The 17,025-nt window shown below is 74.9% G+C and carries 20 protein-coding genes; 10 read left to right on the top strand and 10 right to left on the bottom strand.

Going from position 1 to position 17,025, the window contains the following annotated elements; genetic code table 11:
- Window positions 1-29: 29 nt before the first annotated feature.
- Entirely contained in the window at window positions 30-674 is a 645-nt protein-coding gene (locus O2W16_RS17950) for a DUF2795 domain-containing protein (RefSeq protein ID WP_269160182.1), read from the bottom strand.
- 289 nt (window positions 675-963) lie between these two features.
- Between O2W16_RS17950 and O2W16_RS17945 the strand changes: the two genes are divergently transcribed.
- The 4 genes from O2W16_RS17945 (at window position 964) to O2W16_RS17930 (ending at window position 3,379) form a co-directional block, all read left to right on the top strand.
- A complete protein-coding gene (locus O2W16_RS17945; RefSeq protein ID WP_269160181.1) occupies window positions 964-1,146 on the top strand; it encodes a hypothetical protein in 183 nt (60 codons plus the stop codon).
- Window positions 1,147-1,411: 265 nt separating this feature from the next.
- Entirely contained in the window at window positions 1,412-2,248 is an 837-nt protein-coding gene (locus O2W16_RS17940) for a TIGR02587 family membrane protein (RefSeq protein ID WP_269160180.1), read from the top strand.
- Window positions 2,249-2,255: 7 nt separating this feature from the next.
- On the top strand, window positions 2,256-2,672 hold the full coding sequence (locus O2W16_RS17935; RefSeq protein WP_269160179.1) for a hypothetical protein: 417 nt from the start codon (window positions 2,256-2,258) through the stop codon (window positions 2,670-2,672).
- A gap of 77 nt (window positions 2,673-2,749) precedes the next feature.
- Window positions 2,750-3,379, top strand: a complete 630-nt coding sequence (locus tag O2W16_RS17930; RefSeq protein WP_269160178.1) for a hypothetical protein — start codon at window positions 2,750-2,752, stop codon at window positions 3,377-3,379.
- A 58-nt stretch (window positions 3,380-3,437) separates the two neighbouring features.
- Here the strand turns inward: O2W16_RS17930 and O2W16_RS17925 are convergent, their stop codons facing one another.
- The 3 genes from O2W16_RS17925 to O2W16_RS17915 all read right to left on the bottom strand — a co-directional run bounded on the left by O2W16_RS17925 (window position 3,438) and on the right by O2W16_RS17915 (window position 6,438).
- Window positions 3,438-4,652, bottom strand: coding sequence for an AI-2E family transporter (locus tag O2W16_RS17925; RefSeq protein WP_269160177.1), 1,215 nt, complete (start codon window positions 4,650-4,652; stop codon window positions 3,438-3,440).
- A gap of 460 nt (window positions 4,653-5,112) precedes the next feature.
- Window positions 5,113-5,736: a CAP domain-containing protein gene (locus O2W16_RS17920; RefSeq protein ID WP_269160176.1), complete on the bottom strand. Its 624-nt coding sequence runs from the start codon at window positions 5,734-5,736 to the stop codon at window positions 5,113-5,115.
- A 168-nt stretch (window positions 5,737-5,904) separates the two neighbouring features.
- Window positions 5,905-6,438 carry a DinB family protein gene (locus tag O2W16_RS17915; RefSeq protein WP_269160175.1) on the bottom strand — a complete coding sequence of 178 codons (534 nt, stop codon included), beginning with the start codon at window positions 6,436-6,438 and terminating at the stop codon, window positions 5,905-5,907.
- 92 nt (window positions 6,439-6,530) lie between these two features.
- On the opposite strand from O2W16_RS17915, the gene O2W16_RS17910 reads away from it, so the two are divergent.
- Entirely contained in the window at window positions 6,531-7,493 is a 963-nt protein-coding gene (locus O2W16_RS17910) for a helix-turn-helix transcriptional regulator (RefSeq protein ID WP_269160174.1), read from the top strand.
- Between the two features lie 87 nt (window positions 7,494-7,580).
- Here the strand turns inward: O2W16_RS17910 and O2W16_RS17905 are convergent, their stop codons facing one another.
- From O2W16_RS17905 to O2W16_RS17895, 3 genes are all read right to left on the bottom strand, one after another.
- Window positions 7,581-8,585, bottom strand: coding sequence for a DUF1648 domain-containing protein (locus tag O2W16_RS17905; protein WP_269160173.1), 1,005 nt, complete (start codon window positions 8,583-8,585; stop codon window positions 7,581-7,583).
- Entirely contained in the window at window positions 8,582-8,935 is a 354-nt protein-coding gene (locus O2W16_RS17900) for a GntR family transcriptional regulator (protein ID WP_269160172.1), read from the bottom strand. Before O2W16_RS17900 ends, O2W16_RS17905 begins: the two co-directional genes overlap by 4 nt.
- 101 nt (window positions 8,936-9,036) lie before the next feature.
- The gene (locus tag O2W16_RS17895) at window positions 9,037-9,207 is read right to left on the bottom strand and encodes a hypothetical protein (protein WP_269160283.1); all 171 of its coding nucleotides are present in this window, start codon (window positions 9,205-9,207) and stop codon (window positions 9,037-9,039) included.
- On the opposite strand from O2W16_RS17895, the gene O2W16_RS17890 reads away from it, so the two are divergent.
- Complete coding sequence (locus tag O2W16_RS17890; protein WP_269160282.1) at window positions 9,129-9,827, top strand: SDR family oxidoreductase; 699 nt, start codon at window positions 9,129-9,131, stop codon at window positions 9,825-9,827. The genes O2W16_RS17895 and O2W16_RS17890 overlap by 79 nt on opposite strands.
- 13 nt (window positions 9,828-9,840) lie before the next feature.
- Window positions 9,841-10,824, top strand: coding sequence for a hypothetical protein (locus O2W16_RS17885; protein ID WP_269160171.1), 984 nt, complete (start codon window positions 9,841-9,843; stop codon window positions 10,822-10,824).
- 6 nt (window positions 10,825-10,830) lie between these two features.
- Here O2W16_RS17885 and O2W16_RS17880 read toward each other — a convergent pair whose 3' ends face one another.
- Window positions 10,831-11,784: a GGDEF domain-containing protein gene (locus tag O2W16_RS17880; RefSeq protein ID WP_269160170.1), complete on the bottom strand. Its 954-nt coding sequence runs from the start codon at window positions 11,782-11,784 to the stop codon at window positions 10,831-10,833.
- A 151-nt stretch (window positions 11,785-11,935) separates the two neighbouring features.
- On the opposite strand from O2W16_RS17880, the gene O2W16_RS17875 reads away from it, so the two are divergent.
- Window positions 11,936-12,652 (top strand): mycothiol-dependent nitroreductase Rv2466c family protein, encoded by a 717-nt coding sequence (locus O2W16_RS17875; RefSeq protein WP_269160169.1) that lies wholly within the window; start codon window positions 11,936-11,938, stop codon window positions 12,650-12,652.
- A 150-nt stretch (window positions 12,653-12,802) separates the two neighbouring features.
- Window positions 12,803-14,263 (top strand): benzaldehyde dehydrogenase, encoded by a 1,461-nt coding sequence (locus tag O2W16_RS17870; protein ID WP_269160168.1) that lies wholly within the window; start codon window positions 12,803-12,805, stop codon window positions 14,261-14,263.
- 83 nt (window positions 14,264-14,346) lie between these two features.
- Here the strand turns inward: O2W16_RS17870 and O2W16_RS17865 are convergent, their stop codons facing one another.
- Window positions 14,347-15,750, bottom strand: a complete 1,404-nt coding sequence (locus tag O2W16_RS17865; RefSeq protein ID WP_269160167.1) for an NAD(P)/FAD-dependent oxidoreductase — start codon at window positions 15,748-15,750, stop codon at window positions 14,347-14,349.
- A gap of 108 nt (window positions 15,751-15,858) precedes the next feature.
- Between O2W16_RS17865 and O2W16_RS17860 the strand changes: the two genes are divergently transcribed.
- Window positions 15,859-16,539 carry an alpha/beta fold hydrolase gene (locus O2W16_RS17860; protein WP_269160166.1) on the top strand — a complete coding sequence of 227 codons (681 nt, stop codon included), beginning with the start codon at window positions 15,859-15,861 and terminating at the stop codon, window positions 16,537-16,539.
- Window positions 16,540-16,551: 12 nt separating this feature from the next.
- Here O2W16_RS17860 and O2W16_RS17855 read toward each other — a convergent pair whose 3' ends face one another.
- A complete protein-coding gene (locus tag O2W16_RS17855) occupies window positions 16,552-17,010 on the bottom strand; it encodes a hypothetical protein (RefSeq protein WP_269160165.1) in 459 nt (152 codons plus the stop codon).
- Between the last annotated feature and the right edge of the window lie 15 nt (window positions 17,011-17,025).

The following is a 17,025-nucleotide window of genomic DNA, read 5'->3' as shown; positions in this document are numbered from 1 at the left end:
TCCAGCGATGGGCCTCGCCTTTCCCCGTGTCACCTGCCGACACGCGCAAGGGCGACCCGCGTCGCGACCGGACCTCGGTCGTGAGCCCGCCCGGGGGAGAGGGCAAGCCACCGGGTCCCGCCGCAGCGACCGGGTACCGACGAGGCGTCCACACAGCAACCTCGAGGAGGAACGTCCCTGCGCGTGGAGGACCTGTCCGGGAACGACGCCAGGGTGTACCGGGTGGTGGCCGAGCTGGAGGACGCCAGCTCGGCGCCGCATCTGCAGGACATCGCCAGCCGGGCCGGCCTCGACGCGGAGGAGACGCGCGCGTCCCTGCACCGGCTGATGAACAGCGAGCCCAGCCTGGTGCACGAGACCCCCGTGCGAGCCTTCCCGGCCACGCGATCCTGGTGAGGATCGCGCGAGGGCTGCGCGATGCCCGGCTTGCTGTCGTAGCGGGCCTGTTCGGCGGCCTGCCCTCGCACCGGTCCGGGGCCGTCGTCCACCCGCAGCGACGATCCGACCTCGCCCTCGTTGCGGTAGTCGACCGGCGGGATGGCCGGGATCGCCCGCAGCACCTCCGCGGTGGCGCCCTTCTGCTGGGTGGCCGCCAGCAGGTCGTCCTTGCCGGCCGGGTAGTCCACATCGCTCAGGTGCCGCAGCACCTCGTCCTGGGTCAACTGCTGGGCCACGCTGCCATCTCCCCTCGTCAGGGTCGGCCCTGTGCCGGGGTCGCGGTCTCCCACGCGGTACCCCGGCACGGTCCGGGTACGCCCGGCAGCTCAGCGATGGCCGCGCCTCTCGGTGTTCCATCGACCATCACGACGAGGGCCTTCCGCCTCGCCCCTCGTGGAACTCACGACCGGGAACTCACGACTCCCGTCGTCGGCGCGGGAACCGTCATCCCGCCGCGGCGAGCATGGGCTCATCGGTGGGCGGGTAGGTCCCGGGACCCAGACCGGTCACGTCCCGGAGGCAGCCATGCACACGCACCGTCCCGGCCCGCAGGGCGGCTTCCGCCGTCTCCTCGTCCCGATCCTGATGGCGGGCGCGGTCAGCGTCACCGCGACCGGTTGCGGGGGCGGTGAAGCCGAGAACGAGGACATCAACCCGGTGGAGGACACCATGGCACCGGTCGACCCGACGGCGGAACCGGTCGAGTAGTCCCCGCCGCGGGGGAGCTCGTCGCCGACTCGAGGACCGTCCCGGCGGGGCAGAGCGGGACGCGCGCCGGTGTGCGGCGCCGTGCGGCGGTCGCGCCCGTCGACGCGGTGAGGCGACCCGTCGGTGGGATCGCCCGGGCGGTCTGGCCCCGTGGTCGCCGCCGCAGTCCGGGTGCGCCACCGTGGCGTGCACGACACCGTCTCCCGGGCCCGGCTCGGTCGTCCCCCAGGCCTCACCACCGGGGGCGCCCGACTACGTTGGCCGCGTGGTGGATCGGGGTGACCAGCAGGCGCCACCGCAGACCGAGGACGAACACCTGCTGGCCAAGAGCAGCGGCCGTGCCTTCGGCGGTGCACTGCTGTTCGCGCTCCCGCTGCTGATGACCATGGAGATCTGGGAGCTCGGGCTGACCATCCCGAGGTACCGCCTCGGCCTCCTCCTGGCGGCGACCGTGCTGCTCGTCGTCTTCCTCTCCCACCACTTCGGCGCCGGGATGCCCGGGGTCGGCTGGCCCGGCTCCCTGGCCGACGCGGGCGTGGCGTTCGTGATGGCCGCGGTGGCGACGGCGCTGGTTCTCGGGGTGCTCGCGGTGATCAGGCCCGTGCAGGGCTGGCAGGACTCCCTGTCGGTCATCAGCCTGGCGATGCTCCCGGCCGCCGTCGGTGCGTCGTTCGCGCGCAGCCAGCTGGGCGTCGGCGGCCGGCGGACCCCGACCTCCACCTACGGCGGCGAGCTGCTCCTGATGGCGGCGGGTGCGGTCGTCTTCGCGGCCAACATCGCGCCCACCGAGGAGGTCGTGCTGCTCGCAGCCAAGATGGGCGCCTGGCACCCGGTGGCCCTCGTCGTCCTGTGCCTGGCCCTGACGCACGGCTTCGTGTACTGGGTCGGGTTCCGGGGACAGGAGGCGGCCGTCGGCGGGGTGCTCCACTCGTTCCTCACCCTGACCGTCATCGGCTACGTGATCGCGCTTGCCGTCTCGGCCTTCCTGCTGTGGACCTTCGGCCGGTTCGACGGGGTGGGTCCGGCCATGGTCGTCACCGAGGCCGTCGTCCTGGCTCTGCCGGCGAGCCTGGGTGCGGCGGCCGCCCGGCTGATCCTGTGAGGACGACGTGAGCGACGCCGCGGACCGGGACGAGACCGGGACCCCCGACAGCGACACCAGCCGCGGCGAGTACCTGCTCGGCGCCCTCGGGGCCGTGGTGGTCCTCCTGGTGCTCGCCTTCCTCGCCCACCAGGCCGTCGTCGTGCGCGACGGACGTCCCCAGCTGTCGGTCGCGGCGGCGGAGGCCCAGCAGGTGGAGGGCGGTTGGGCGGTGCCCGTCGAGGTGGTCAACGAGGGCGGCCAGACCGCTGAACAGGTCGAGGTGACCGGCGTGCTCTCCCGCGACGGCACCGAGGTCCAGCAGGCGACCGCCACGTTCTCCTACCTCGCCCCGGGCAGCCGGCAGTCAGGGGCCCTGCTGTTCTCCGCGGATCCCACGGACGGCAGGCTGGAGATCCGTCCGGCGGCCTACACGCTGCCCTGACCGGGTAGGGCGACGGCGACGGCGACCGACCCGGAGGCCCCCGGCGCCGGGCGGCCAGCGGGGAGCAGAGGAGTGAGATGACCAGAGACCACCATCGCGTGCCGAGTGGGCCGGTTCCCGGCTGGCGGCGTCGCGCCCTCCCACTCGGCGTGGTGCTCCTCGCCTCGGCGGGGCTCGTCGGCTGCGGGCAGGACCCCGATCCGTTGCAGCCCGAGGTCACGGCCGAGGAGCTCGAGGACGTGCGGGACGACGTCAGCGCGCTGGAGCGGCGGGTCGAGGCGCTGGAGGCCGACGGCGCGACCGACCCGACGGCCGATCCCGCTGCGCCGGACACCGAGGCCCCGGAGACCTCACCGCCTGCGGAGGCGACTCCGCAGTTCACCGAGGGGGAGAACGTGTCCATCCGGGCCGAGGTCGTCGGCCTGATCGCCACCACCGACATCGGGACCGCGTTCCGCGTCTCGACCGGGTCCGGGCGGGCCGTCGCGGTGGTGTCGGCGACCCCGGTACAGCCGCTGGAGGTCCAGGACGTCGTCCGGGTCTCCGGGACGGCGACGGCGGTGGACCGGGAGACCTTCGAGCGGGACTTCGGGATCGCCCCGTCGGTGATCTTCGACGACCCGGAGGCCTTCTTCACCGGGGAGGCGGAGCAGATCGCCATCGCCGCCGACCAGGTCGAGCTGCTCGAGGAGGCGGCCGTCGACTAATGGGGCTTACCGGACGTGCTGCGGTCTGGCAGGTTCGGTGCCGGTAGCGGCCGGTGGGTCAGCCCGGGGGAGTGCTGGCCGGGAGCGGGTGAGCCGCCCCCTCGGGGTGCTCGGCGGGCGCCGGATGCGTCCGCAGGTGCTCCACCACGCGGTAGGTCACCGCCAGCATCGGGACCGCGAGCAGGGCGCCGGGTATGCCGGCGATCAGTCCCCCGGCGGTGACCCCCAGCAGGATGACGATCGGGTGCAGCCGGACCGCCCGGCCCATGATCAGCGGTTGCAGGACGTTCCCCTCGACCTGCTGGACCACCAGCACGACGACGAGCACGATGACCGCGTCGGGCACCCCGTTGGTGACCAGGGTGACCAGCACGGCCACCGCGCCGCTGACGGTCGCACCGACGATCGGGACGAACGCACCGACGAAGGTCAGCAACGTCAACGACAACCACAGCGGCACGCCCAGCAGCAGCAGCGCCAGGCCGATGCCGACGGCGTCGATCAGCGCCACGATGATCACGCCGCGCACGTAGCCGGCCAACGTGTCCCAGGCCGCGAGCCCGGCACCGTCCATTCGCCCCCTGGTCCGTTCCGGCACCCGGGCCAGCGCCCAGGCCCACATCTGGGCGCCGTCCTTGAGCAGGAAGAAGACCAGGAACACGATCAGCACCAGTGCGCCCAGCGCGACCAGGCCGAGCTGGGCCCCCGCACCGGGGCTGGGAGTGGCCTCGTAGAGCCGGGTGACGATGTCGTTGCGGACGTCGGCGACCTGCTCCGGGTCCAACTGCAGCGGGCCTTCGATCGCCCAGACGCGGATGCGGTCGATGCCGGCGGCCAGCGGCCGGGTCAGGTCCTGCAGCGTGGCGGCCGCCCGGAAGCCGATCAGGAAGCCGATGCCGGTCAGTACACCCACCAGCAGCAGCACGGCCGCCAGTGCGGCCAGCGACGCCGGTGCGCCGACCCGGCGCAGCCGTCCGGCGACCGGTGCGCTGATCGCGGTGAGCAGGATCGCGACGGCCACTGCGAAGGTGAGCATGGGCAGCCGGAACAGCAGCCAGAACCCCAGCCAGACGACGGCCGCCCCCGCCAGCGTCGCCCCGCCCACGGCCATCACGCGCAGCGCCCAGGGCGGCACCGCGCTGATCCGTACCGGGTCCAGGGTGCCGGGGAAGCCGGGGGTGCGGGGGGAGGGGGTCGAGGCTGTGGGGACTGCTGGTGTCGGCGCGGGCCGGGTCTCGGTCGTGCCGCCGGCGGCCGACGCGCCGTTGACCACGGGGACGCCGTCAACCCGCGGTGCGTCGCCGGTCGCCGGTGGGCCGCCGGTCGCTGGGGCTCCGCCGGTCGCTGGCGTACCGGCCGGTCGGGCGGTCATCGGCGGCTGAGCTGGGCGGGTGATGTTCCTGGACAGTCGGATCATCGTGCGCTCCTGGCTCCCGTGCTCGGCACGATCACGTCCCTTCCGTTCGCTGCCGGTGCAGTGCCCGGTGCGGCGCCGGCCGGCACCTCACCGGAAGGTGCGGTGCCACCGGCAGGAGACACGATCCCAGCAATGACGCGGTCGTGGCCTACCGGTGCCCGGATGTTGGTGCTGCCCAGCCGGTTCCTGGCCGGACAGGGTCGCCGGGGGCGGTCCCCGATCGTCCGCTCCTCGGCCTGGAGCGTGAGGCAGGCTGGGTGGTCGACGAGGGCCGTACCCGGATGCAGGCCGTCGTCAATCCCGGCGGGTGGTGGCGTCAGCAGGTCGGGCCGTCGTCGTCCGGGCGGGTGATCGGCTCGGCCGGAGGAGTGGTGGTGGCGACCGCCGGTCGCTCCGAACCCGCCGTCCGGCCGAACTCCTGGGTGGCCCACACCGAGCCGTCGGGGGCGCAGAAGACGCCCACCCCGAGCCGGTCCCAGCCGGGGTTGAGGACGTTGGCCCGGTGGCCGTCCGAACGCATCCAGCCGGCGTGGATCGTCCCGGCCGGCACCGGGCCGGTTGCGGAGAAGATGTTCTCGCCCACGGCGCGGAACCCGGAGAGCTCGTCGCCCTGCACCAGCGCATGGATGTCCTGGTGCTGGAACTCGCCGGTGTCGGCCATCTCCGCGCTCCAGTCGCGGCCGACCGCGGCCAGTGCGTCGTTCCAGGCCACCGGTTCCAGCCCGCGGGCCTCCCGCTCGGCGTTCACCCGGTCGAACACCGCCCGGGCGACCTGCTCCTCGGCCGACGCCTCCGGGCCCCCGGCTGGCGCCGACTGCGGTTCCGGTGCGGAGGCGATCAGGGGGCCGGACCCGGACGAGGTGGAGGCGACGACGCAGCCGGTGGTGCCGGACAGCACGGTCAGGACGACGGCGACGAGCGCGCCGCGGATGCGGGTCACCCGGTGTCCCTACCCGTCCACGGGCCCGGTCAGCCGCCGCCGGCCTCCATCGCGGCCGTTCCGTGACCGGCCGGACCCGGCCCGAGCGCACCGCGCGGCCGGGGAGCACGTCGGTGCGCAGCTCCCCGTCCGCCGGCCCGCGAATCGACCGGCTGCGCCGGTCCGGGTTCAGCCCATCGACTTCTGGCCGTCGATCGTCTCGCGCAGGACGTCCGCGTGGCCGGCGTGCTGGGCGATCTCGGCGATCACGTGCAGCACCACCCGCCGGGCGGACCACCGGGCGCCCGGCTCGAACCACGGCGCCGGCGGCAGTTCGTGCGCGACGTCCAGGCTCGGCAGGGTCCGGACCAGCTCGTCGGTGCGCTGCGCCACCGCGGCCTGGTCGGCGAGCAGGCCGGCCAGCGTCTCGTCCGGGCCCATGACGAACTCCGCGGCCCACTCCTCCGCCGTCGACTCGTCGAACGCCGGGAAGGTGGCCGGGCCGGTCACCATGAACTCCGCCCACATCCGTTCCATGGCGGTGACGTGCTTGAGCAGGCCGCCCAGGGTCAGCTCGCTGACGGTGGGCCGCAGCCGGGCCTGCTCGTCGGTCAGTCCCTGCACCGTGTGCGCCAGGAACCAGCGGTGCTTGGTGAGCGACTCGAGGAGGTCGGCCCGTTCGCCGGTCACAGGGGTGGGGGTGGTGGTCTCGGTGGTGGTCATCGGTGTGCCCTCTCGTCGATGGGATCTCGTACCGACGATGCTGCCGGGCATCGGTGCCAGATCCTGTCCGCGATCGATGGCAGTCTGAGGGCATGGTCGACCCCACGTCCCGTGCGCTGCGCCTGCTGTCGCTGATGCAGGGCCGACGCGACTGGGCCGGCGCCGACCTGGCCGGCCGGTTGGGCGTCTCGCTGCGCACCCTGCGCCGGGACGTGGACCGGCTGCGCGAGCTCGGCTACCCGGTGGAGGCGCGCCCCGGGGTCGACGGCGGCTACCGGTTGGCCGCCGGGGCCGCGCTGCCGCCGCTGGTGCTCGACGACGACGAGGCGGTGGCGCTCACCGTGGGGCTGCAGGCCGCGGCGGCCGGGGCGGGCGCTGGGATGGCCGAGGCCTCGGTGCGGGCCCTGACGAAGGTGGTGCCGGTGCTGCCCGCCCGGCTGCGCCGTCGGGTGGAGGCGCTGCGGGCGATGACCGTGCCCGCCCCGCCCTGGTCCGACGGTGGCCCCGCGGTCGACCCGGGCGTGCTGGTGGCGGCCGCCCAGGCCTGCCGGGAGACCGAGCGGCTGGAGTTCGTCTACACCGCGGCCGGGAGACCACCGGCGGACCGGCTGGTGGAGCCGCACCGGCTCGTGCCGCTGGGCCGCCGCTGGTACCTCGTCGCCTACGACCCCTCCCGGGGTGACTGGCGCACCTTCCGGCTGGACCGGATGTCCGGGCCGCGGGGCACTGGGTCCCGGTTCGCGCCGCGACCGCTGCCGGCCGAGGACGCCGCCGCGTTCGTCCGGGCCGGCATGGACCAGTTCCGCAGGCCGACCGTCGTGGAGGCGGTGGTCGAGGCCCCGGCGGCGGTCGTCCGCGACCGGGTCGGCCGGTGGGTGCGGGTCACCGACGAGGGTCCGGACCGCTGCCGGCTGCACCTGGAGACCGACGACCTGGACTGGCCCGCCCTGGTGTTGGGCGCCGTCCGGGCGGAGTTCACCGTGGTCGCCCCGGACGAGCTGCGCGTGCGGCTCGCGGAGTGGTCGCAGCGCTTCGCCCGCGCCGTCGCCGGCTGACCCGCGTTCACCAGGAGGCGCCGGCCGGGCCCCCCGCGTCTCCCACCAGCTGGGCACGGTGCCCGGCGTGGTGCCCGGCCGGTCGGGTCAGCTGTGCTGCCGGGTGGCGAGGGTGTTGAGGAGCGCGGCGCCCTGATCGGCGCCCGGCACGGTGACGGTGAAGCGCCGTCCGTCGCCCTGGACCACCTCGAGCGCCTCGCCCCGGCGAAGCACCACGCCCCGGCGCCCGTCCCGGCCCACCCGGTAGCCCCAGCCGCCGAACTCCCGCATCGGCCGGACGTCGACGACGGTGGCCTCGGCGACGTCGGCGAGCGGCACCTGCCAGGACGGCCGCCCCAGTGGGGAGCGCACCGTCAGCCCGCGCTCGTCGACCCACACCCGGACGGAACCGAACAGCAGGCCGACGCCGAGCAGCACTGCCGGGGCCAGCAGCAGCGGGGCGGGGGCAGTGCCGATGAGCACCAGTCCGCCGAGCACCAGTCCGCCGACGCCGAGTGCGGCGAGGGCGGGAGGACCCATCGTCGCCCGGCGGGACCAGACGGCCCGCTCGCCCTCGGCGACGGGCAGCCGGGGCGCGGTCTCCGGCGGGGCGCTGGACGCCCGGGCGGCGCCGCGCGGCGGGGCGGGCAGCAGTCGGGCGGCGGCCACCCCGCCGAGGACGGCGAGCAGACCGGCGACGAGCGCGGCCAGCATGGGGGAGGGGGCCGCCGCGGGGTCGGCCAGGCCGCGCTGCCCGGCGATGCTGCCCACGGCGAGCCCGACGCAGAAGACGGAGATCCCGGTCGCCGAACCGGCGACCAGTCGGCGCTCCTGTGCGGCGACGCGCCGGGCGCGCAGCACCAGGCCGGTGACCAGCGAACCGAGCACGGGGACCACGCCGGTGAGGAGCACCGCGCGCAGCGGGTCGGCGAAGCCGTCGGCCTCGCCGCCGGCGCCCCAGTGCACCGCGACCGGCGTCGGCAGCTCCGGCCGCCAGGCGGCCACCAGGGCCGCCCCGGCGGCCCAGACACCCAGCGGCAGCGCCACGGCCGCGACCTCACGGGCCCGGCGGAACGGGCTCCGTCCAGTGGGGGTGTTCATGTGCTCGCTCATGCCATCGCCTCTCTGACCATCTCGGTGACCTCGGCGGTGCTGAGCCCGAGGCGCCGTGCCTCGTCGACCAGGGCGTGCACCGCCTGGCGGAGCGCGGCGACCGCCGGCGCGGCGTCCGGGCGCACCTGGGCGCCGCGGCCGCGGCGCAGCTCGACCAGGCCCTCGGCCCGCAGCTCCTGGTAGCCCCGCAGCACCGTGTGCAGGTTGACCCCGAGCGCAGCCGCCAGGTCGCGGGCGCCGGGCAGGCGCTCACCCGGGGCGATCTCGCCCACGGCGATGCCCCGCCGCACGGCCGCGGAGATCTGCGCGTGCAGCGGTGCAGGGGAGTCGGGGTCGATGCGCACCAGCACGCCGGCAATCTAACTGTTCTATACGGACTAGAACAAGTCTCCGGTGCATCCGGACCGTGGGGAGCGGGTAGCGGCCGCCCATGAGCCAGAGCAGCCGGCAGTCACGCGTCGCCGTCGTCACCGGGTCGGAGTCGGGCATGGGCCAGGCGATCGCCGTGGCCCTGGCCGAACAGGGCTGCGACGTCGGCGTCACCTGGTACCGCGACCGCGCCATGGGCGAGAAGACCGTCGAGCTGGTCCGCGAGGCCGGCCGGCGCGCCGAGCTGCGGCACCGGACCTCACCCGGCTGCCCGGTGCCGCCGCCGTCGTCGACGACCTGGCAGACGCGCTCGGCGGCCTCGACGTGCTGGTCAACGACGCCGGCACCGGGCACATGTCCACCGTCCTGGACACCGACTGGGAGACCTGGCGCACCGTGCTCGCCACCGACCTCGACGGCGCGTTCCTCTGCCTGCAGCGCGCCGCCCGCCGGATGGTCGATGCCGGCCGAGGGGGCCGGATCATCAACATCACGAGCGTGCACGAGCACCTGCCGCGGGTGGGCAACGCCGCCTACAGCGCGGCCAAGGGCGGGCTCGGTCTGCTGACCCGGGTCGCCGCCCTCGAGCTGGGTGAGTACGGCATCACCGTCAACGCCGTCGCCCCCGGGGAGATCGCCACGGCGATGACCGGACAGGAGGACGAGGACCCGACCGCACCGGACAAGCGCCGGCCGGGCATCCCGGTGCCCCGCCCCGGCGATGCCCGCGAGGTCGCCGCCGTGGTGGCGTTCCTCGCCTCCGACGCCGCCGGCTACGTCACCGGTGCGTCCTGGGCCGTCGACGGCGGCATGATGCAGATGGGCCCGCAAGCCGGCTCCGACCTGACGTCGGACGACTGGCGCCGCCCCTGAGCGCGCAGAGGGGGTGCCCGAGCTGGACGACGACGGCCTGCACGCCTTCGCCGAGGAGCTCTACGCCGTCGCGCCGGAGGAGTTCATCGCCGCCCGCACCGCCGCTCGGGACCGGGCCCGGGCCGCCGGGGACAAGGCGCTGGCGAAGTCGGTCGCCGCATTGCCCAAGCCGACGACGGCGGCCTGGGTGTGCAACCTGCTGGCCCGGCGCCGGCCCGGGGAGGTCGACCAGCTGCTCGAGCTCGGCGACCTGCTCCGGCAGGCCCAGGCCGACCTCTCCGCCGACCAGCTGCGCGCGCTGGGCCGCCAGCGCAACCAGGTGGTGGCCGCGCTGGCGCGCGAGGCACGGGCGGTGGCGCACCGGGAGGGGCACGACGTCAGCAGTGCGGTCGCCGAGCAGGTGGAGAGCACGCTGCGGGCCGCGATCGCCGATCCCGACGCCGGGACGGCGCTGCGAGCCGGCCGGCTGACCACGGCGCTGTCCTACAGCGGCCTCGGGCCGGTCGACCTGAGCGGCGCGGTGGCGACCCCCGTCCGCTCCGGCGGACCGACCTCGACCCCGGGCCCTGCCCCGGTCCGGCGACGGGAGGCCCGGACGGGAGCGGACACCGCGACGGCGGAGCGGAGGCGGGAGGAGGCGCGGCGACAGGAGGAGGAGCGGCGCCGGGAGGCTGAGGAGCGCCGCCGTCGTGAAGTGGAGCAGGCCCGGCGGGACGCCGAGGGGGCCGCCCGGGTGGCCCGGGACGCCGACGCCGCGGTGCAGACGGCCGAACAGCAACTGGTCGAGGCAGCGGGACGACGCGACGAGCTCCAGGAGCGGGTCGCCGAGCTGGCCGAGCAGCTCCGCCGGGCCGAGCGGCGGGCCGACGAGGCGGCCGGTGCGGTGGGGGCGGCCGAGCACCGGCGGGACGCCGCCGCCCGCCGCGCGCACACCGCCGCGGCGATCCGGGACCGGGCCGCGGCGCGGGTGGAGCAGCTCGCGGGCGCCGACGACTGAGCCGGTTCAGCTGCCGTCGTCGGGGCGACCTGCCGTCCGGCGGCGTCGCTTGCCCGCGTACAGCTCGGCGTCGGCGCGCTGCAGCAGGACGGCCAGCGAGTCGCCGGCGCGGGCGGTCGCCGTCCCCACCGACCAGCCGATCGGGCCGCCGTCCAGGCGTGCGAGGAGCTCCTGGGCGCCCGGGGCGTCGGTGGCGGGCAGGCACAGCACGAACTCGTCGCCGCCGTACCGGCCGAGCAGGTCGGCGGTGCGCAGCCGCGCCTGCCAGTGGTCGGCCACCTGCTGCAGCAACCGGTCGCCGGCGCCGTGCCCGTCGCGGTCGTTGACCGCCTTGAAGTCGTCGAGGTCCAGGACGGCGACCGTCAGCGGTTCGTCGCTGCGCAGTGCCCGCGCCAGGCTCCGGCCGGCCTCGGCCTCCCAGGACCGGCGGTTGGCCAGGCCGGTGAGCGGATCGGTGGCCGCGGCGGTGCGCAGGGCCTGGTTGAGCCGGGCGTGTGCCTCGGTGAGGACCAGGGCGCTGACCGCGGTCATCAGCCACGGGAGCGCCGCGGCCGAGGGGAGGGCGACGGCAGCGCCGAGGCTCGCCGTGCCGACCGCCAGCCCGGCGTGGGCCCGGGCCGCGGGCAGGGAGCAGAAGTGTGCCGCGTAGAGCCCGATCGCGATGAGCACCGGGCCGAGTCCGACGATGCCGACGGCGGTGACCGACCGCGAGGCCAGGAGGGCCACCAGCAGCGAGACGCCGGCCAGGGCGGTGTGCCCGCCGGCCTGTGACAGTCGGTCGCCGCGCGCGAGGAGCGCCGCAGCACCACCGATCCCGACGGCGGCCAGCACCCCGGTGAGGACAACCGGCGTCTCGGGGTGCATCGGTCGCAGCGCGCCGGCCACGCAGAACAGCCCGCCCGTCCCGTACAGCAGCGCCAACAACCCGACCCGGGCCGGGACCCGTCGGTACGCCGTCACCCCGCCCACCTGCCGCTCTCCATGTCACCGCGTGCATCGGCGATCCGGGCAGGAGCCTGCACCACCGGCCCCCCCGGGCCGCCCCCTCCGAGTGATCCGGGCGGGTCGCCGTCCCCGGGTGGGCGCGCTGCTGCGGGGCTACGGTCGGGAGATGGCCGATCTTCGCTTCTACTTCGACCCGGTGTGTCCCTTCGCCTGGATGACCAGCAAGTGGGTCCGGATGGTCAGCGCCCAGCGCGACCACCGGGTCGAGTGGCGGTTCATCTCGCTGCGGTTGATCAACGCCCACGTCGACTACGCCGCCCAGTTCCCGCCGGAGTACGAGGCCGGGCACACCGCGGGGCTGCGGCTGCTGCGCGTGGCGGCCAGGGTCCGGGCCGAGCACGGCCCGGACGTGGTGGGCGACCTGTACGAGGCCCTGGGCCGGCAGGTCTTCGAGACCGCCCCCACCGAGGGTGAGGACCCGGGGCGGCGGGGCACCCGGGAGTTCCTCGCCCCGGTGCTCGCCGACCTGGGCCTGCCCGCCGAGCTGGCCACCGCCCTGGACGACGAGTCCTGGGATGCGGAGCTGCGCGCCGAGACCGACGAGGCGCTCGCGCTGACCGGCAAGGACGTCGGCACCCCGATCCTGCACTTCCAGCCGCCGGAGGGCGTCGCCTTCTTCGGCCCGGTCATCAGCCGGCTGCCCTCGGAGGAGGAGGCCGTCGCGCTGTGGGACCACGTGGTCGGCCTGGCGAGCTTCCCCGGTTTCGCCGAGCTCAAGCGGAGCCTGCGGGAGCGGCCCCAGCTGCCCTCCTTCGGTGTGTCCGCCGGCGCCGCCGGCCAGCAGGAGGACTGGCACGGGGGCAGTCGCCGGCAGCACCGCTGAGCCGAGGCAGGGAAGCGGCCGGCGGCTCGTGCCGCGCTGACCCGGGAGCCCTCACAGCTCCTGACTTCTGGTGGACGGAAGCAGGGGTGACGTGAGGGCGCGCACATGGCACAACCGGCATCGACTGCTCATCGACGAGACGAGGACCACATGGCACTGCTCGAGGACGGCGCGTGGCGCGGCAAGATCTGGACCGGTTCCTGGACCGACGGCAGCGGGGGCACGTACACCGCGGTCGAGCCGGCCACCGGTGCGGAGCTCGGTGAGGTCGGCAAGGCCACCCCCGCCGACGTGGAGAAGGCCGGCGCCCGCGCCGCCCAGGCCCAGCGGGAGTGGGCGGCGCTGCCGTTCGAGCAGCGCGCCGCGGTGCTGCGCCGGGCCGGTGACCTGCTCACCGCGCACGCCGCCGAGATCAAGGAGTGGCTGGCCCGGGAGTCCGGCGCCATCCAGCCCTTCGGTGACTTCCAGGTGCACACCAGCGCCCAGGAGTGCTACGAGGCCTCCGCGCTGCCCAGCCACCCCTACGGCGAGCTGCTGCGCAGCGGCTCACCGCGGCTCTCCTTCGCCCGGCGGGTGCCGGCCGGCGTGGTGGGGGTGATCGCACCGTTCAACGTGCCCACCATCCTGGCCATCCGGGCCATCGCCCCGGCGCTGGCGCTGGGCAACGCGGTGGTCCTCAAGCCCGACCCGCGCACCGCCGTCTGCGGTGGCGCGGTGTTCGCGCGGGTGTTCGAGGAGGCCGGGGTGCCGGCCGGGGTGTTCCAGGTGCTGCCCGGCGGCGCCGACGTCGGGCAGGCGCTGGTCACCGACCCCGCCGTCCGGATCATCGCCTTCACCGGCTCCACCAAGGCCGGCCGCTCGGTCGGCGCGCTCGCCGGTCAGCACCTCAAGCGGGCGCACCTGGAGCTGGGCGGCAACTCCGCGCTGATCGTGATGGGCGACGTCGACGTGACCGCCGCCGCCTCGGTCGGCGCGTGGGGCACCTTCGCCCACCAGGGGCAGATCTGCATGGCGACCAGCCGGCACCTGGTGCACGAGTCGATCGCCGAGGAGTACACCGCCATCCTGACCAGCAAGGTCGAGAACCTGCCGGTCGGGGACACCTGGCGTGACCAGGTGGCGCTCGGCCCGATCATCGACGCGGGTCAGCGCGACCGGGTGCACGGCCTGGTCACCGCGAGCATCGACAGCGGGGCCACGGTGCACACCGGCGGCACGTACGAGGGCCTGTTCTACCGGCCGACCGTGCTCGGCGACGTGCCGGTGGACTCCCCGGCCTACCAGGAGGAGATCTTCGGCCCGGTGGCACCGGTGACGCCGTTCTCCTCGCTGGAGGAGGTGGCAGCGATGGCCGCCGGGACCGAGTACGGATTGAGCCTGGGCATCCTGACCCGCGACGTCTACGCCGGCCTGCAGCTGGCCGAGCGGATCCCGTCCGGGCTGGTGCACATCAACGACCAGACGGTGAACGACGAGGCGGTCGCCCCCTTCGGTGGGGTGGGCGCCTCGGGCACCGGCTCCCGGCACGGCGGCCCGCAGGCCAACATCGAGGCGTTCACCGAGACGCAGTGGGTCACGGTGCGCGGCGACCTGCCGGCCTACCCGTTCTGACCCTCCCCGCACGACGACGGCCCCGGCCCCGCAGCAGCGGGACCGGGGCCGTCGTCGGGCAGGAGCCGATCAGGCGGGGTCGATCAGGCGGAGTCGCGCCCGGTCACGTCGACCGGCTCGCCGAGGTGCCGACGGCCCCCGGTCTTGGAGACCTCGAAGTCCGCACCGAGCTCCTCCAGGGCCAGCCGGCCGTACACCTGCTGCTGGGTGGCCGTGCGCTGCGAGCGGCCGCGGCCGAGGAAGCTGACCGCCCAGTGGATCGCCGTCGTGAAGCGGTTCTTGAAGCCCACCTGGTACATGATGTGCACGCCCAGCCACAGCACCCAGGCGAAGAAGCCGCCGAACTGGAACTTCCAGGTGTCGGCGACCGCGTGGAACCGCGAGATGGTCGCCATGCTGCCCTTGTCGAAGTACGTGAACTCCGGGGCGGTGGGCCGGCCGGCGACCCGGGCCTTGACGGCGTCCGCGGCGAACTTGCCGCCCTGGATGGCGACCTGGGCGACGCCGGGGAGCCGCTTCAGCGAGATCATGTCGCCGACCACGTGCACCTCGGGGTGGCCCGGCAGCGTCAGGTCGTCCTGCACCGAGATCCGGCCGGCGCGGTCGACCGCGGCACCGGACTGCTCGCCCAGCATCTTGCCCAGCGGGCTGGCCTGCACGCCCGCCGCCCAGATCTTGGTCGCGGCGTGGATGCGGCGCTGGTGCCCGTCGCCGTCCTTGACCACGATGCCGTCGGCGTCGACGTCGGTGACCATCGCCCCCAGCTGGACCTCGACGCCGATCTCGTTGAGCTGCCGGTGCGCCTTCTGGCCGAGCTTGTCGACGAACGGCGGCAGCACCTTCGGCGCGGCGTCGAGCAGGATCACCCGGGCGCTCGTCGGGTCGATCCGCCGGAAGTCCTTGCGCAGCGTGCGGCGGGCCAGCTCGGCGATCTGCCCGGCCATCTCCACCCCGGTCGGGCCGGCGCCGACGACGACGAAGGTCAGCAGCCGGTCGATCTCGGCCGGGTCGGTGGCCAGCTCGGCGAGCTCGAAGGCGCCGAAGATGCGGCCGCGCAGCTCCAGGGCGTCGTCGATGCTCTTCATGCCCGGGGCGTACTCGGCGAACTGGTCGTTGCCGAAGTAGGACTGCCCGGCGCCGGCGGCCACGATGAGCTCGTCGTACTCGTGCACCGTGGTGCGGCCGAGGACGGTGGAGGTGACGGTGCGGGCGGTCAGGTCGATGTCGGTGACCTCACCGAGCACCACCCGGGCGTTGTCCTGGTCGCGCAAGATCTCCCGGGTGGCCGGGGCGATCTCGCCCTCGGAGAGGATGCCGGTCGCCACTTGGTAGAGCAGCGGCTGGAAGAGGTGATGGCTCGTCTTCGCCACGAGCGTGACGTCGACCGGGGCCTTCTTCAGGCCCTGGGCGGCGAAGAGACCGCCGAACCCGGACCCGATGATGACGACACGGGGGCGCCGTCCGGTGGACTGGGTCACGGGGGTCACACTGGCTCCTGATGTCGTCATGATGACTCATCCTCCCACTACTGCTCTGGAACGTTCGGGCGCCCTCCGCCGCGGGGCGCCGTCGTCCCGGACACAGTCGGCATCCAGGTGAGCAGCCTGGAGGCGAACGGTGTTCCCGTCGCGGTGTGCGTTCCAGGTCTCGGTCTCGACGAACGGTCCTGGGCCCGGGTCCGGCGGCGGGCCCGGGTCGTCGTGGTGCCGCTGCCGGGCATGGGCGCCCGAGGGCCCGTCGGCACCCTGGAGGAGCTGACCGACCAGCTGCTGGCGGCGCTCGGACCGGGCCGGTGCGTGCTGGTCGCGCACTCGCAGAGCTGTCAGGTGGCGGTCGCGGCCGCGGAACGGGACGCCCGGGTGGCCGGCGTCCTGCTGCTCGGCCCGGCCACGGACCCGGCGACCCGGCGGACGCGGGTGCTGGCCGGCCGGTGGGTGCGTACCGCGCTGCGGGAACAGTGGTGGCAGGTGCCGGTGATCGTGGCCCAGTGGCTGCGGACCGGACCCCGGGACATGGCCGCCCTGTGGCGGCGGACCGTGCACGACCGCATCGACGAGCGGCTGCGCCGGGTGGTGGTGCCGGTGGTCGTCGTCCGCGGCACGCGGGACGCCCTGTGCCCCGCGGGGTGGGCGGCGCACCTGGCCGTGGCGGCCCCTCGTGGTCGGCTGGTCGAGCTGCCCGGAGCCGCCCACATGACCCCGCTAACCCGCCCGGACGACGTCGCCGGCCTGCTCGCCGGCCTGCTCGCCGAGGTGACCGAGGAACAGGCCGGCTGATCGCCCGGCGGCCTACTTGCGGCGGGAGCGGACGACCCGGCGGGTGGCGCGGCGGCTGGTGAGGGCCTCGGTGAGCAGGCCGATCCCGATGCCGAACATCCAGACGTCCTTGGCGATCGACAGCCCGTCCTGGGTGGGGGCCACGCTGCGGCCCGGCTTGGTCATCCCCGGGGTGCGCAGGTAGAGCCCCAGCAGCCCGCCGGAGAAGCCGGTGAGCGCTGCGCCGGCGACCGCGGCGGGGACGAACGGGGTCAGCAGCAGGGCGCCGATGGTGATCTCGGTCGTGGACAGCCCCTTGGCGAAGGTGGTCGCCGGGACCTTCTTGAGAGCGGGGTAGGCGCCGGCGGCGAAGCCGTGCAGGCCTGCCGCGGTGGCCTCGTCGGCGCCGCGCTTGCCGAGGCCGGAGTTCAGGATGAACGCGCCGGTGGCGATGCGCGGGGCGATCTCGCTGGGGGTGATGGGCAGGCGCATGGCGACCTCTACTCG

This window comes from Modestobacter sp. VKM Ac-2984 (genome assembly GCF_026967985.1).
Taxonomy (GTDB): domain Bacteria; phylum Actinomycetota; class Actinomycetes; order Mycobacteriales; family Geodermatophilaceae; genus Modestobacter.
This window is presented reverse-complemented; position numbering and strand designations above follow the sequence as displayed.

Coding starts and splice junctions, on each gene's coding strand:
- O2W16_RS17945 (WP_269160181.1), top strand. CDS start 964: ATGCACACGCACCGTCCCGGCCCGCAGGGCGGCTTCCGCCGTCTCCTC.
- O2W16_RS17930 (WP_269160178.1), top strand. CDS start 2,750: ATGACCAGAGACCACCATCGCGTGCCGAGTGGGCCGGTTCCCGGCTGG.
- O2W16_RS17915 (WP_269160175.1), bottom strand. CDS start 6,438: ATGACCACCACCGAGACCACCACCCCCACCCCTGTGACCGGCGAACGG.
- O2W16_RS17910 (WP_269160174.1), top strand. CDS start 6,531: ATGGTCGACCCCACGTCCCGTGCGCTGCGCCTGCTGTCGCTGATGCAG.
- O2W16_RS17905 (WP_269160173.1), bottom strand. CDS start 8,585: ATGAGCGAGCACATGAACACCCCCACTGGACGGAGCCCGTTCCGCCGG.
- O2W16_RS17875 (WP_269160169.1), top strand. CDS start 11,936: ATGGCCGATCTTCGCTTCTACTTCGACCCGGTGTGTCCCTTCGCCTGG.
- O2W16_RS17870 (WP_269160168.1), top strand. CDS start 12,803: ATGGCACTGCTCGAGGACGGCGCGTGGCGCGGCAAGATCTGGACCGGT.
- O2W16_RS17855 (WP_269160165.1), bottom strand. CDS start 17,010: ATGCGCCTGCCCATCACCCCCAGCGAGATCGCCCCGCGCATCGCCACC.